Annotated in this window: 15 protein-coding genes and 1 tRNA gene; 4 read left to right on the top strand and 12 right to left on the bottom strand. The window is 70.4% G+C overall.

Translation table 11 applies throughout. The features are described from left to right. The first annotated feature begins 149 nt into the window (after positions 1-149). Positions 150-797, top strand: coding sequence for a MerR family transcriptional regulator (locus OG520_RS24055; protein ID WP_406016547.1), 648 nt, complete (start codon positions 150-152; stop codon positions 795-797). Between the two features lie 97 nt (positions 798-894). Here the strand turns inward: OG520_RS24055 and OG520_RS24050 are convergent, their stop codons facing one another. Next, positions 895-1710 carry an exodeoxyribonuclease III gene (locus OG520_RS24050; protein WP_406014559.1) on the bottom strand — a complete coding sequence of 272 codons (816 nt, stop codon included), beginning with the start codon at positions 1708-1710 and terminating at the stop codon, positions 895-897. A 50-nt stretch (positions 1711-1760) separates the two neighbouring features. Here OG520_RS24050 and OG520_RS24045 point away from each other — a divergent pair, with 50 nt between their 5' ends. Next, positions 1761-2240, top strand: a complete 480-nt coding sequence (locus OG520_RS24045) for a GNAT family N-acetyltransferase (protein ID WP_385328999.1) — start codon at positions 1761-1763, stop codon at positions 2238-2240. A gap of 22 nt (positions 2241-2262) precedes the next feature. Here OG520_RS24045 and OG520_RS24040 read toward each other — a convergent pair whose 3' ends face one another. The 3 genes from OG520_RS24040 to OG520_RS24030 form a co-directional block, all read right to left on the bottom strand. Beyond that, on the bottom strand, positions 2263-3426 hold the full coding sequence (locus tag OG520_RS24040; RefSeq protein ID WP_406014558.1) for a serine hydrolase domain-containing protein: 1164 nt from the start codon (positions 3424-3426) through the stop codon (positions 2263-2265). 86 nt (positions 3427-3512) lie between these two features. After that, a complete protein-coding gene (locus OG520_RS24035; RefSeq protein ID WP_406014557.1) occupies positions 3513-4298 on the bottom strand; it encodes an SAM-dependent methyltransferase in 786 nt (261 codons plus the stop codon). A gap of 139 nt (positions 4299-4437) precedes the next feature. Continuing rightward, positions 4438-5037, bottom strand: a complete 600-nt coding sequence (locus tag OG520_RS24030; RefSeq protein ID WP_399328085.1) for an ArsR/SmtB family transcription factor — start codon at positions 5035-5037, stop codon at positions 4438-4440. A 121-nt stretch (positions 5038-5158) separates the two neighbouring features. Between OG520_RS24030 and OG520_RS24025 the strand changes: the two genes are divergently transcribed. Further along, positions 5159-5431: a hypothetical protein gene (locus tag OG520_RS24025; protein ID WP_406014556.1), complete on the top strand. Its 273-nt coding sequence runs from the start codon at positions 5159-5161 to the stop codon at positions 5429-5431. A 117-nt stretch (positions 5432-5548) separates the two neighbouring features. Here the strand turns inward: OG520_RS24025 and OG520_RS24020 are convergent. The 7 genes from OG520_RS24020 to galU form a co-directional block, all read right to left on the bottom strand. Continuing rightward, positions 5549-5622 (bottom strand) — tRNA-Ala (locus OG520_RS24020). Positions 5623-5720: 98 nt separating this feature from the next. Beyond that, complete coding sequence (gene glpR / locus OG520_RS24015) at positions 5721-6851, bottom strand: gephyrin-like molybdotransferase receptor GlpR (RefSeq protein ID WP_406014555.1); 1131 nt, start codon at positions 6849-6851, stop codon at positions 5721-5723. Between the two features lie 158 nt (positions 6852-7009). Then, positions 7010-7621 (bottom strand): GNAT family N-acetyltransferase, encoded by a 612-nt coding sequence (locus tag OG520_RS24010; protein WP_406014554.1) that lies wholly within the window; start codon positions 7619-7621, stop codon positions 7010-7012. A gap of 17 nt (positions 7622-7638) precedes the next feature. After that, positions 7639-8163, bottom strand: coding sequence for a molybdenum cofactor biosynthesis protein B (locus OG520_RS24005; protein WP_406014553.1), 525 nt, complete (start codon positions 8161-8163; stop codon positions 7639-7641). Next, a complete protein-coding gene (moaC, locus tag OG520_RS24000; protein WP_399328093.1) occupies positions 8160-8660 on the bottom strand; it encodes a cyclic pyranopterin monophosphate synthase MoaC in 501 nt (166 codons plus the stop codon). Before moaC ends, OG520_RS24005 begins: the two co-directional genes overlap by 4 nt. Positions 8661-8783: 123 nt before the next feature. Then, the gene (gene glp / locus OG520_RS23995; RefSeq protein ID WP_406014552.1) at positions 8784-10094 is read right to left on the bottom strand and encodes a gephyrin-like molybdotransferase Glp; all 1311 of its coding nucleotides are present in this window, start codon (positions 10092-10094) and stop codon (positions 8784-8786) included. 4 nt (positions 10095-10098) lie between these two features. Beyond that, positions 10099-11001 (bottom strand): UTP--glucose-1-phosphate uridylyltransferase GalU, encoded by a 903-nt coding sequence (galU, locus tag OG520_RS23990; protein WP_266418191.1) that lies wholly within the window; start codon positions 10999-11001, stop codon positions 10099-10101. A gap of 106 nt (positions 11002-11107) precedes the next feature. Between galU and OG520_RS23985 the strand changes: the two genes are divergently transcribed. Further along, positions 11108-11695, top strand: coding sequence for a 5-formyltetrahydrofolate cyclo-ligase (locus tag OG520_RS23985; RefSeq protein ID WP_399328402.1), 588 nt, complete (start codon positions 11108-11110; stop codon positions 11693-11695). Here OG520_RS23985 and OG520_RS23980 read toward each other — a convergent pair. Further along, positions 11685-14435 carry a penicillin acylase family protein gene (locus tag OG520_RS23980; RefSeq protein WP_406014551.1) on the bottom strand — a complete coding sequence of 917 codons (2751 nt, stop codon included), beginning with the start codon at positions 14433-14435 and terminating at the stop codon, positions 11685-11687. The two genes, OG520_RS23985 and OG520_RS23980, sit on opposite strands and share 11 nt — an antisense overlap. Positions 14436-14654 lie beyond the last annotated feature (219 nt).

Genomic DNA, 14654 nt, shown 5'->3' with positions numbered 1-14654 from the left:
CGTCACACGACTCTGCCAGCAATCACTGGCATTGTTGGGAGAGTAGAGCAGCCCCGTACCGATGGGTAGGGGTACGGCAAGGGAAAGTTACCGGCGGTACAACATAGGGTGCGGGTGTGGCTGACGGACGCGAGCACCGCGAATACCGCATGGAGGAGCTGGCCAAGGAGGCCGGCATCCCCGTGCGGACCGTGCGTTTCTACCGGGAGCGCGGACTGATCTCGCCACCCCGCCGCGAGGGGCGAATCGCCTGGTACGACGACCACCATCTGGCCCGGCTGCGCACCATCACGGGCCTGCTGGAGCGCGGCCACACCCTCACCGGCATCGCCGATCTCGCCCGCACCTTCGAGAGCGGCCGCGATGTCGCCGAGGTGCTGGGCCTGGGCGAGCCGACCGAGGAGACCCCGGTACGCCTCACACCCGAGCAGCTCGCGGACTACTTCGAGGGCGAGACCACCGCGGAGAACCTGGCCGCCGCCCTCGACCTGGGCTATCTCGCCACCGACGGCGACGAGATCGTCCACATCAGCCGCCGCCTGCTGGAGGTCTCGTCCGAGCTGGTACGGGAAGGGGTGCCGCTCGCCACGGTGCTCGCGGTCGGCCGCCGCGTCCGCGAGCACGCCGACGCGCTCGCCGAACTCTTCGTGGGCGTCCTGGAGAACCACGGCGACGAGGCCGAACCGCCCCAACTCCGGCCGCTGGCCCGCGCGGTGGTGGACGCCGAGCTCTCCATGGCCCTGGACCGGCGCCTGCGCCGCGAGAACACCGACGAGCCGCCGCGGAACCCCTGCTGACGGATGGCCACACGGCGGCCGACGGACCGTTTTCCTTGATCGCACGCCGGGATACTGCCCGGATCGAGCCGCCCGGCACTCCCCGCGTTCGCACGCTCTACTGTTCGAACACCACCGTCACGGGTGCATGATCACTCCACCGCTCGGCGTGCGTCGCGGCCCGCTCGACCCAGCCCTTCACCGCGCGCCCGGCCAGCCCCGGCGTCGCCACCTGGTAGTCGATCCGCCAGCCGGTGTCGTTGTCGAAGGCCCGCCCGCGGTAGGACCACCACGAGTACGGCCCCTCCTCGTCGGGGTGCAGCGCCCGTACGACATCGACGTACTCGGCCTCGTCGAAGACCCGGGTCAGCCACTCCCGCTCCTCGGGGAGGAAGCCGGAGTTCTTCTTGTTGCCCTTCCAGTTCTTCAGGTCGGCCTCCTGGTGGGCGATGTTCCAGTCGCCGCAGACCACCACCTCGCGGCCGTCGGCCGCGGCCCGCTTCTTCAGGCCCTTCAGGTACGGGAGGAACGCGGCCATGAACCGCTCCTTCTCGTCCTGCTTCTCGGTCCCGACCTCGCCGGAGGGCAGATACAGGCTCGCGACCGTGACACCCGGCAGGTCGATCTCGACGTAGCGCCCGCTCGCGTCGAACTCCTCGCTACCGGCGTCCCCGAAGCCGCCGAACCCGATCTGCACACGCTCGGGCGCCCGCCGCGAGTAGAGGGAGACCCCGGCCCGCCCCTTGGCGGCGGCCGACGCGTGCACGGTGTGCCAGCCCTCCGGCTCACGCACCTCCTCGGGCAGCTGCTGCGGCTCGGCCCGCACCTCCTGGAGGCAGATCACATCGGCTTCGGTCCGGGCCAGCCACTCGGCGAAGCCCTTCTTGGCGGCGGCACGGAGCCCGTTCACATTGACGGAGGTCACAGTCAGCATCCCGGCACGATACCGACATTCACGAACCGCATACACGTACCATCATCCGCATGAATATCCACCCTCGGCCCTTCGACCACCCCGACGCCGTCAAACTCAACGACCAGGTGCAGCTCGAATACGCCGAGCGGTACGGGGACGAGGGCGATGTCACACCGCTCGACCCCTCGATGTTCGAGCCTCCGAACGGTCTGTATCTGCTCGCCTACGACGCGCGCGACCGCCCCGTCGCCACCGGCGGCTGGCGCACCCAGGACCGGAACGACGAGGGCTACTCGGACGGCGACGCCGAGCTCAAGCGGATGTTCGTGATACCCGAGGGCCGGGGCAACGGACTGGCGCGCCGCATCCTGGCCGCGCTGGAGGCCGACGCGCGGGCGGCGGGCCGGGTCCGCATGGTTCTGGAGACCGGGGACAAGCAGCCCGAGGCCATCGCGCTGTACGCGTCCAGCGGTTACGCCCCGTGCGAGAAGTTCGGCCACTACCGCATGTACGAGAGCAGCCGCTGCTTCGCCAAGCCGCTGCGGTAGCGGTCCTGGGCCTCAGAGGCTGTCAGGCGTCGGCCGCGTACTTCCAGAACTCCCGCATCAGCGTGGGCGGGGTCGGTCCGGCCATTTCCAGCTGGGTCAGCAGGATGGCGACCGCGCCGGTGGCGGGCGTGAGATGTCCCGCCGTTCCCGTGCCGCCCACCCAGCCATAGCGTCCCGGTACGTTCCAGGGCTCGATGGCCTCGACGTCGACCGAACCGCCGTAGCCCCAGCCCTGCCCCTCCAGGAACAACGTGCTGCGCTCGCGCTGCGCCCGCGTCAGATGGTCGGTGGTCATCAGCCGCACCGACTCGGCCGACAGCAGCCGGCGCCCGCCGGGGCTCCCTTCCGGGTTCCCCTCCGCGAGCAGCATCCGGGCGAAGGCGTACCAGTCGTCGGCGGTCGAGACCAGCCCGCCGGTGCCGGACGGGAACGCGGGCACGCTGCTCCACTGCCCGTCCGGGCCATCGACCAGTTGGAGGCCGCCACCCTCCGGGGCGGTGCGGTAGTAGCTGGTGAACCGGTCGGCCTTGTCGGCCGGCACGGCGAATCCGGTGTCGGCCATGCCCAGCGGCTCGAACAGCCGCTCCGCCAGGAACTCGGGCAACGGCCGGTCCGAGACCCGGGCGATCAGCACGCCGAGGATGTCGGAGCAGGTGTTGTACAGCCATGCCTCGCCCGGCTGGTCGAGCAGCGGGATACGGGACAGCGTGGCCATCCACGCGTCCGGCTCCTCGATGGCCTGGGGCTGCAGCGATCCCTGCTTCAGCTCGCTGAACAGCAGCCCGACCGCGGGGAGCGAGAAGTCCGACGGGAAGCCGTACCCGGCCCGGAAGGTGAGCAGATCGGACACGGTGATGACCTTCTCGGCGGGCACCACGTCGTCGACCGGCGAAGCGGGCGTACGGACCACCTTCGGTGCCGCCAGCTCCGGCAGCCACTGCCGCACCGGTTCGTCCAGTGCGATCCGGCCCTCCTCGACCAGCATCATGGTCGCCGCGGCGGTGACGGGCTTGGTCATCGAGGCGATGCGGAAGATCGAGTCCCTGGCCATCGCGGCCGTACCGCCCGCATCGGCGGAGCCGACCGCCGCCACCTCGACCCGGTCGCCACGGGCCACCAGGCCCACGGCTCCCGGCGCCGCTCCGCCGCCGACGTGCTTCTCCAGGAGATCGCGCAGATTGCTCATCGGTCCACCTTCTCGCTCGTACGCCCAGAAGCAGGACTGCCGCACCGCCCCGGACTCATCGGTCCCGGAGCCGCTCCCCCGACGGCTCAGCGCACCCGGCCGACGCCCACGTAGAAGCCGCTGCGCTCCCGCACCGGCGCGGGCTCCTCGCGGTACCACTCCGTGGCGAAGACCAGCCCCGGCTCGACCAGGTCCAGCCCCTCGAAGAAGGGCTCGACCTCGCTCCGGGTACGCATCCGCAGCGGGATCGCACCCTTCTTGTACGCGGTCTCGGTCTCCTGCTTGAGCTCCGGGTGCTGGTCGGCCGTGCCGTGCGAGAGCACCAGGAAGCTGCCTGCGGGGAGCGCGTCGACGAGGGTGCGGGTGAGGCCGTACGGGTCCTCGTCGTCCGGCAGGAAGTGCAGGAGCGCGATGAGGGAGAGCGCGATGGGCCGGTCGAAGTCGAGCAGCTCACGGGCGTGTTCGAGGATCGCCCCGGGCCGGCGCACATCCGCGTGGAGGTAGTCGGTGATGCCCTCCGGCCTGCTGATCAGCAGCGCCTCCGCGTGCCGCAGGACGATCGGGTCGTTGTCCGCGTAGACGACCCGGGCGGACGGCGTGATGCCCTGGACGACCTGGTGCAGATTGGGTTCCGTGGGGATGCCGGTGCCGATGTCGAGGAACTGGTCGACCCCGCTGCGGGCCAGCCAGGCGGAGGCCCGGTGCATGAAGGCCCGGTTCCGCGCCGCGTTGCCCCGCGCCTCCTCGGGCAGCTTCTCCGCCACCTGCTGGTCGACCGGGTAATTGTCCTTGCCACCCAGCAGCCAGTCGTAGACGCGCGCGGGGTGGGGCTTGCTGGTGTCGATCTGGGGCCTGGGCATGCCGGCTTTCACAGGGACGCTCCTCCGTACGGAAAATCACGAGCAGCCGAGCACTCGGCCTGACGCGGGAACACCCCCGGCAGCACACACGGAACAGGCGAGCACCGCCAGCGTAGTTGGCCCCGCCGACACCGCCCGACGACCCCCACCGTCACTGCTCCTCCCACGGCGGCGGCGCGGCCCTGCCCCCGTCGTCGGGCAGCATCACCAGGCGTACGGCCATCTGACGTGCGTCCGGCGGGTGTTCGCCGGGCGGGCTCGTGTACTTGTGCAGCAGCGCCTGGTACTCCTCGGCGAACGAGGCGACCTGCTCCTTCGTCATCCGCAGCCCGGCGCGGTAGATCTGGTTCCACCCCGCCGAGGCGTCGTAACCGGCGTACGCCTTCACGACCAGGTTCAGGTCATGGGTCATCTTGAGCGCGCCGAGCTTCACGGCGGCCTCGCGCTCGTCCTCGGTCATCTCCAGGCCGGGCGGCGTGAAGATGTTCGTCATGAGCGACTTCCACCAGCGCTCCCGCCCGGTGGAACGCTCCTCGATCTCCGCGATCAGATTCAGCTCGGCGAGCTTGCGCAGGTGGTAGCTGGTGGTGCCGGTGGACTCGCCGAGGGCCTTGGCGACGCTGGTGGAGTTCGCTTCGCCGTGTTCGCCGAGATAGCTCAGGATGTCGCGGCGCACCGGGTTGGACAGCGCCTTGTAGAAGGCCTTGAGGTCCGGGCCGGTGAGCACTCTCGTCTCGGGACGCTCGACCATGCCCGCCAGCATAGTGCAGAGGTTCTCTGCAATCGTTGCAGAGACTGTTTGCAGAATCTCTCTGCAATGATTACGTTGGCCCGGGAGGCGCCACCGGGCGCCGGGATTCGGGGGGATACCCATGTCTGATTCGCTGGACGCCCGGACGCGGGACGAGATCGACGACCAGGTGGCGGAGGCCTTCGACGCCTACCTGTCCGACCGCCTGGCGGAGCGGGGCCCGCTGCGCACGGCCCTCACCACGGGGCGCGGCGCCCGGGTCGTGCTGGGCACGGTCGCCCTCGGCGCCCTCGCAACGGCACTCGCGCCGGGCGGCATTGCCGCCATCTGCTGGATCTGGGGCGCCATCGCGGCGATCGACGTCGCCTGGCTGCGGACGGCCCACCGCCGCTGACGATCCGTGAGCCGATTCGCCGCACATCCATCGCGGCACGGCCCTTCGCGGAAAGCGGGCCCCAAAACGACGAGATCCCGCCCGATCTTTCGATCGGACGGGATCTCATGTGTGCGGTGGACCTGTGGGGATTTGAACCCCAGACCCCCTCGATGCGAACGAGGTGCGCTACCAGACTGCGCCACAGGCCCTTGCAACGAGTGAAACTCTAGCACCCCGAACGGGGTGCTCGGAAATCCGGTCCGTGCTGGTCAGCCGAGGCGGGGACGCAGCGGGGCCCGGGGCGGGCTCACTCGTTGGCGGCCCGGGGGCGCTCCCCGTCCTCGTACTGGTCGAAGAGCGGCGTCCGGCCCCGGTCGCGGGTGCGGCGGGACTGGTTGGTGCGCTGACGCGGCGCCGGGTCGACCGGGGGTGCCACGGGGTGCGAGGTGCCCGTCTGGGTCGGCTCGGCGGCGCTGGAGCGGGCCGCGCTCCACGTCTCCGGGTTGCCGACCTCGACGCCGCCCGTGGCGCGCGGGGCGACCGGGGCCGTGACGTAGGTCGGCAGCGGGACCGGGACCGGCTCCCAGCTGTCGCCCTGGACCCGGCCGCGTTCGCGCTGCTGGTCGACCCATTCCGCGTGGTCCGTCTGCTCGACCAGGGCGCGGCGGCCGGCCTCCTGCGGGGAGACCACGGGCGCGGGCTCCGGCTCGGGGCGGCGCGCTTCGGGCTCCTCGTCGGGCTCGGCGGGGGCCGCCGCGGCCGGCTGGTGCCTGCGGGGACGGTTCTCGCGCAGATGCTGCGCCGCCACCTCGGCCCGGCGCCGGTCCATGGTGAAGGCGAACCGGCGCCGCTCCTGGGTCCGCAGATGCACGATGTACGTGCTCAGCAGCACGGCCGGAACCGCGGGCGCCCAGAGGAAGTGGAGGCCGCCGACGGCCGCGACGACCGCGCCGAGGGTGAAGGCCAGGAAGAGGACGACGGTGGTGCGCCGACGGCGCGCGAGGACCTGGAGGCGCTGGGCACGCCGGACGCGCTCGGCGTCCGTTCCGCCCGGACGCGGGCGTGCGCGCCGCGCGGAGGACGGTGCCTGCGCCCGTGCCGGTCCGGGACGCTCCCCGGCCGTGCGCGCCGGGTCGTGCACCCGGGCTTCGGTATGCGCGTCGGGCGCGGCGAAGGCCCGGACGTCCACGGAGTCCATTCGGTCCGTGGCGACGTCCGGGTCGGCGTCGGGCTCCGCCTCCTCGGCAGTGCGCTCCCGCAGGTCCTTGGCGTACCGGCGCTCCATCGCCGCCCGTCCGGACAGCAGCCGGATGGCGGTGCTGAAGCGTTCCGTCGGACGGGCTTCGTTGAGCTCGTCCTGCCTGCGGAGCCACATCGGCACCAGGTAGGCGGCCCAGGCCCCGACGATGACTGCGTAGATGAGGCCGCTGCTGCTCACGTCTCACACCGTAGAGGGGTTTGCGCGGGGGCATCCGCCAATTGGCCCGGTGTGTCGCACGATCCGGCTGATATCACGGACTTTTTTTGTGATTGTTCAGATCAGCCATGGGGGTTTGTGCGTTCGCCATCGGTCAACTGCCGATCAATATCGAACACTTATTTTATTTCCCGTGGCGTTCCTGGTCGTGCCCGGCGCCAGCGCCGGAGCAGTCCGTCGGGTACTTCCTCCGCGGTGAGCGCGTAGATCAGATGGTCCCGCCAGGCACCGTCGATGTGGAGATAGCGCGGGCGCAGGCCTTCCTCGCGGAATCCCAGTTTCTCCACGACTCTTCTGCTGGGCCCGTTCTCCGGCCGAATGCACACCTCGATGCGGTGCAGCCCGACCGTGCGGAAGCAGTGGTCGACGGCGAGGGCGACCGCGGTCGGCATCACACCGCGACCGGCCACCTCCTGGTCGACCCAGTAGCCGACATGGCCCGAGCACATCGAGCCCCAGGTGATCCCGGCGACCGTCAGCTGACCGACCAGCCGGCCCTCGTACTCGATGGCGAAGGGCAGCATCCGGCCCGCGTTGGCCTCGGCGCGCAGATGACGGACCATCTGACGGTACGTGGGGCGCTGGGCCACCGGTCCGCCCGGGGCGGGCGGCGGCACGGTCGCCTCCCAGGGGCGCAGCCAGTCACGGTTGCGCCGGTTGACCTCGCGCCACATGCGCTGGTCGCGCAGCTTGATCGGACGGAGCACGATCTCGCCGTCGGCGAGGACCACCGGCCAGGTCGAGACGTTCAGCTCGGGCTCCCCGGTCGGGGGTGATCGCCGCCGCGCAACTGGTCGACGGCGTGCACCAGGAGACGGGCGAGGACGGCGAGGCCGTCGCGCACCCCGCCGGTGGAGCCCGGCAGGTTCACGATGAGCGTGCGGCCCGCGACGCCCGCGAGGCCCCTGGAGAGCGCGGCGGTGGGGACCTTGTCGCGGCCCTCGGCGCGGATCGCCTCGGGGATGCCGGGGATCTCGTGGTCGAGGACGCGTCGGGTGGCCTCGGGCGTGCGGTCGGTGGGCGAGATGCCCGTACCGCCGGTCGTGACGATGACGTCGTACCCGGCGGCCGCTCCGGCGCGCAGCGCCTGTTCGACCGGGTCGCCGTCGGGCACGACCTGCGGTCCGTCGACGGCGAAGCCGAGGTCCTTGAGCGCCTCGGAGATCAGGGGGCCGCCCTTGTCGGCGTAGACGCCGGCCGAGGCGCGGTTGGAGGCGGTGACGACGAGGGCGCGATAGGCGGGCGGGGCCGGTGACGCCCCGGGCGCCGTCACGCGTCCGCTCCGTCCGCCTCGGTGCGCCGGTAGTCGCCGGACTTGCCGCCCGACTTCGACTCGACCCGTACGTCCGTGATGACCGCCGCCTTGTCGACCGCCTTGATCATGTCGATCACGGTGAGCGCGGCGACGGAGACTGCGGTCAGGGCCTCCATCTCGACGCCGGTGCGGTCCGTGGTCCTCACGGTGGCCGTGATCTCCACCGCGTCGTCGGCGACGCCCAGGTCGACCTCGACGCCGGAGACGGCCAGCGGGTGGCAGAGCGGGATCAGGTCGGGGGTGCGCTTGGCGCCCATGATCCCGGCGATACGGGCGGTGGCGAGGGCGTCGCCCTTGGGGACTCCTTCGCCGCGGAGCAGCTCGACGACGCGCGGCGAGACGAGGACCCGGCCGCTGGCACGGGCCACCCGCGCGGTGACGTCCTTCTCCGAGACGTCGACCATGCGGGCCGCGCCCGCCTCGTCGATGTGCGTCAGCCTGTTCTGCGTACTCAACTAACTCCGCCTCGCGGTAGGGCGCCGGTTGCCCGCTCGGCCCGCACCGGGGTACGGGCCGGGGGCCCGGGGGTGTCCCCGGGAAGGCACAGCGGCAGACACCGTACCGCCACCGCCCGGCGATCAGCGGAGCAGGACCACCTCGGTCTCCGTGCCGGGCTCGGCGGAGGTGACGTCCTCGGGCAGCACGATGAGCGCGTCCGCCTGCGCGAGTGCGGCGATCAGATGCGAACCGGAACCGCCGACGGGGGTGACCGTGTCGGCCTCCGCGTCGTACGTACCGCGCAGGAACTGGCGCCTGCCGGACGGCGAGGAGAGTGCCTTGTCCGTCTTCAGCACGGCCCGGACGGTGGGGCGGTTCACGTCCGGCAGACCCATCAGGGCCCGGATCGCGGGCCGTACGAACAGCTCGAAGGAGATGTACGACGAGACGGGGTTGCCCGGCAGCGCCAGCAGCGGTGTGTGGTCGGGGCCGATCGAGCCGAAGCCCTGCGGCTTGCCCGGCTGCATGGCGAGCTTGCGGAAGTCGATGCCGCTGCCCGGTTCGTCCTCGTCGCCCACCGAGGACAGGGCCTCCTTGACGACGTCGTACGCGCCGACGCTGACGCCGCCGGTGGTGACGACGATGTCGGCGCGGATCAGCTGGTCCTCGATGGTGGCGCGGAGCGTATCGGCGTCGTCGGTGACGGCGCCGACCCGGTAGGCAATCGCTCCGGCGTCCTTGGCCGCGGCCGTGAGCGCGAAGCTGTTCGAGTCGTAGATCTGGCCGCCGGTCAGTTCCTCGCCGGGCTGGACCAGTTCGCTGCCGGTGGAGATGACGACGACGCGCGGCCGGGGCCGCACCTTCACCGTCGACCGGCCGATCGCGGCGAGCAGGCCGATCTGCGGCGGGCCGACGACCGATCCGGCGCTGAGCGCCGGATCGCCCGGCTTGACGTCGCTGCCGCGGGCCCTGACATGGGCGCGGGCCTCGACGGGGCGGTACACCCGGACCTCGCCGCCTGCGGCCTCCGGGGCGTCCCGGTGGGAGCGCATGGTGTCGGCGGGGCCGCCGCCCGTGCCGCCGTCGGTCCACTCGACCGGGACCACGGCCTCGGCGCCGGCCGGCAGCGGGGCGCCGGTCATGATGCGGGCGGCCTCACCGGGGCCGACGGCCCGGTCGCCGGGCAGGCCGTCATCGCCCGCCGCGACGTCACCGATGACGGTGAGCACCGCGGGGAACTCCTCGTCGGCGCCCTCGACATCGGCGACGCGGACCGCGTACCCGTCCATCGAGCTGTTGTCGAAGGGCGGCAGCGCGATCTCCACCATGACGTCCTCGACGAGGACGCAGCCCTGGGCATCGTGCAGTTGCAGCTCGATGGGTTCGAGCGGGTGCACCGCTTCGAGAATGTCTGCCAGGTGCTCGTCCACCGACCACATCGTGCTGCTCAAAGTGCTACATCTCCTCGGTGACGTAACTGCGGAGCCAGGTCTTGAAGTCCGGGCCCAGGTCTTCACGTTCGCACGCGAGTCTGACAATGGCACGGAGGTAATCGCTCCGGTCACCGGTGTCATAGCGGCGGCCCTTGAAGACGACACCGTGCACGGGGCCGCCGGCCTTCTCGTCCTCGGCGAGGAGCTGGAGCGCGTCGGTGAGCTGGATCTCGCCGCCGCGGCCCGGCTCGGTCCTGCGCAGTATCTCGAAGACGGCGGGGTCCAGGACATAGCGGCCGATGATGGCGAGGTTGCTGGGCGCCTCGGCGGGGTCGGGCTTCTCGACGAGGCCGGTGATGCGCACCACATCGCCTTCGGCGGTGGGCTCGACGGCCGCGCAGCCGTACTGGTGGATCTGCTCCGGCGCGACCTCCATCAGCGCGATGACGCTGCCGCCCTCGCGCTCCTGGATCTCGACCATGCGGGCCAGCAGCGGGTCGCGCGGGTCGATCAGGTCGTCGCCGAGAAGGACCGCGAACGGCTGGTCCCCGACGTGCGGTGCGGCGCACAGCACGGCGTGGCCGAGGCCGCGCGGGTCGCCCTGCCGGACGTAGTGCATGGTGGCCAGGTCGCTCGACTCCTGGACCTTCTTGAGCCGTTCGGCGTCTCCCTTCCGGGTGAGCGCGGACTCCAGCTCGTAATTGCGGTCGAAGTGGTCCTCGAGCGGACGCTTGTTGCGGCCGGTGATCATCAGTACGTCGGAGAGACCGGCGGTCACCGCTTCCTCGACGACGTACTGGATCGCGGGCTTGTCGACCACAGGCAGCATCTCCTTGGGAGTGGCTTTGGTGGCCGGCAGGAAGCGGGTACCGAGCCCCGCAGCCGGAATGACGGCCTTGCTGATCCTGGGGTGCGACTGAGTCATGCGCAGAACGATAACCGGTGCGTATGTGAGGAAGATGAGGGTCCGGTTAACTTTGTACGCCTATATGCACATGCGAGAGATCCAGGGGTGCCCGTTGAGCACAGAGATGTCCCGAAAGGCGCAGCTCCGACGTGAACTGCTGGCCGCACGGCGCCTTCTGACCAGGGAAGACGTGGAGAACGCCGCGGTGGTTCTGTCCCGGGGCGCATTGGATCTCACGGAGTTGTCCGGGGCCCGTACCGTCGCCGCCTACGTCTCGGTGGGCAGCGAGCCGGGTACCCGCGCACTGCTGGACGCGCTGCGCGCCCGTGAGGTGCGGGTACTGCTGCCGGTTCTCCTCGCGGACAACGATCTGGACTGGGCGCCGTACGAAGGAGCCGACCGTCTCGTCGGGGCCGGCCGCGGGCTGCTGGAGCCGGACGGCGCGCGGCTCGGCCCCGAAGCGGTCCTGGAGGCGGACGCGGTCCTGCTGCCGGGCCTCGCGGTGGACGGGCGCGGGATGCGGCTCGGGCGCGGCGGCGGCAGCTACGACCGGGTGCTGGCCAGGCTCGCCGCGGCCGGGGCACATCCCGCGCTGATCGTCCTGCTGTACGACAACGAGGTGGTCGCGCGGGTCCCGGAGGAACCGCACGACCACCCCGTGGACGTGGTGGTGACACCGGCCATGATCCGCCGGACAGGCCCTAGGGCTTGAGGGTCAGGGTGTCGGTCGTCGTCTTGGAGACGGCGTTCGTGCCGTAGGACCAGTCGAGCAGTTCACCGTTGACCCACTTGTCGGTCTGATCGGTGTAGTGCGCGCTGAACGCGTGCCCGGAGGCGCCGGTGAGGTTGATCCAGCGGGACTTGTCCCAGTCCCCCACATTGACCACCATCCGCATCGACGGGACCCAGACGACCTCGTAGCCGCCCGCCGCGTTCCAGCCGGTGGCGTTCACCGCGGCCTCGCCGCCGCCGAGGTTCCACGGGCCGCGGTTGAGGGCCCGCTGGAGCAGGCCGGGGCCCTCGGTGCCGAGGGTCTGGTTCTTCAGGGTCAGCTGGTGCAGCCGGCCCCAGCTCCAGGTGGTGATGTCCTTGCCGAGCTTGGCGGTCAGCTCCCAGCGGGCGTCCTCCATGGCACGGGCGAAGAGCTGGTCACGGTTCTCGGTCGGCTCGTCCCGGCCGCTCCTCGGCGCCTTCCACCAGTCGCTGTTCTGGTCCTCCATCAGGTCGGCGACCACCTGGTACCAGCGGTCACCGCCGTCGGGCTGGGCGGAGTCCGCGTCGCGCCGGCCGCACTCGCGCACCAGCCTGTCCTGCTCGTCGACCGGGCCCGAACCGCCGGCCCGGGGCACGTTGAGGCACTCGCCCTCGACCCGCAGCTCCTTGGGCAGCTTGTTGCCGAAGGCCAGCTTGAGGATGTTGCGCCAGACCGCGTTGAAGTACGCGGCCGCGGCCGAGTCGGGCTCCTGGGTGTAGTCCCAGCCCTCCAGGAGCTTCTGTGCCTCGCGGACGCTCTTGTCCGAGACGTTGATCTTCATCAGCTCGGGCACCAGCAGCGCGGCGATCTCGCTGGTGTTGTCCATCTGCATCTTCTGCATGTCTTCGGTCGAGATCTTCCCGCCGCCCTTGATCTTCGACTGGATCAGGTCGTCGATCCGCTGGCTGCGGGTGCCGTAGCCCCAGTCCTTGGTCAGCAGGTGGGGGTACTTCTTCTCGTCGATCACGGCCTGGTTGGCGGTGACGATGTAGCCGCGCTTCGGGTCGTACTCGTAGGGCAGCTCGTCGAACGGGACCGGGTCCTTCTTCCAGCCGTAGTCCGAGGACCAGCCGGGGCTGGGCATCGTGCCGTTGCCCTTGAGGCGCACCGGGATCGTGCCGGGTGCCTGGTAGCCGATGTGGCCCTTGGTGTCGGCGTAGATGAGGTTCTGCGAGGGGACCTCGAAGTGCTCGGCCGCCGCCCGGAAGGTGGTGAAGTCCTTGGCCCGGTTGAGCTCGAAGACCGCATCCATGGACTTGCCGGGTTCCAGCGCGGTCCACTTCAGGGCGACCGCGTAGCCGTCGGCCCGGTCCGGCGCCGCGTTGGTGACGGGGGCCTTCTGGCCGACCTTCTCCAGTTCGCTGCTGCGGTCGGAGACCAGCGGGCCGTTGTTCGTCTCGCGGACGGTGATCTTCCGGTCCTTGCCGCCGGCGACCTTGATGGTCTCGTCGCGGGTGGTGAAGGGCTTGACCTTGCCGTCGTACAGGTAGCCGTCGCCGGAGACCTTCTCCAGGAAGAGGTCGGTGACGTCCGCGCCGAGGTTGGTGAAGCCCCAGGCGATGTCCTGGTTGTGACCGATTATCACGCCGGGCATCCCGGCGAAGGTGTAGCCGGCGGTGTCGTACTGGCAGGTCTTCGTGATCTCGCGGCAGTGCAGGCCCATCTGGTACCAGAGCGAGGGCAGCTGCGGCGCCAGGTGCGGGTCGTTGGCGAGCAGCGGCTTGCCGGTCGTCGTGTAGTCGCCGGAGACCACCCAGGAGTTGGACCCGATGCCGTTGCCGTTCGGGCCGAGCAGCGCCGGGATCTGGTCGAGGGTGTCGGAGAGCGAGGAGAGCTGGGTGTTCAGGCCCTCGGTGGCGCCCTGCATGGTGTTCGAGCCGATGGAGTCGGACGGGGTCGCGTCCGGGTCGAACTTGCCGGTGACCGGGGAGACCGCCCCCTGGTCCACGATCGGCCGGTGCTTCTCGTACGGGTACGCCGGGTAGAGGTCCTCGATCTGCTTCGCGTCGAGCCGGCTGGTCATCAGCGAGCGGTCGATCTCGTCCTGCATGTTGCCGCGCAGGTCCCAGGCCATGGCCTTGAGCCAGGCGACCGAGTCGACCGGGGTCCACTCGGTCGGCTTGTAGTCGTTGGTGAAGCCGAGGGCCGCGTACTCGACGGAGATGTCCTTGCCGTCGCGCCCCTTGAGGTAGGCGTTGACGCCGTCCGCGTACGCCTGGAGGTTCTTCTTGGTGTCCTCGGACAGGACGTTGTCGTACTCCTCCTGCGCGACCTTGCGCCAGCCCAGCGTGCGCAGGAAGGAGTCCGTCTCGACCTGGCCGGAGCCGAACATCTCGGAGAGCCGGCCGGCCGTCATGTGACGGCGGACGTCCATCTCCCAGAAGCGGTCCTGCGCCTGGACGAAGCCCTGGGCACGGAAGAGGTCGGCATCGGTGTCGGCGTACAGCTGCGGGATTCCGTAGCTGTCGCGTTTGACGTCGACGTTGCCGTCGAGGCCGTCGAGCTTCATCGACCCGGTCGTCTGCGGGTACGAGGCCCGCACGGTGGATACGGACCAGAACGTCCCGTAACCGATACCCGCGACAAGCGCCAGCACCAGAACGATCACGATCAGGCGGGCACGTCGCCCCTTCTTCCTGCCGGTCTTCGCACCGGCGGAACCGGTGGCGGCGGAAGAGGCGGTGGTATTGGCGGGCATCGCTGTCCTTCGAGGGGCAGGTGGTCCTGGGAGTGCAGGAGCAACCATAGGCGCAGCGCCGGGACGGCTCTGACGCGGTATCGGGATGGTTCGAATTGCGCAGCGATCGTACGAGCGCTCGAACGCGTCAAGAAAACGTTAAAGATTAGGTAAGGTAACGAAGTACCGGCCGCCAACGGCCGATGCCGAAGGTCGATCGACCCGGCAGGCGTACGCAGG

This window comes from Streptomyces sp. NBC_00984, assembly GCF_045162475.1.
Lineage (GTDB): Bacteria > Actinomycetota > Actinomycetes > Streptomycetales > Streptomycetaceae > Streptomyces.
This window is presented reverse-complemented; position numbering and strand designations above follow the sequence as displayed.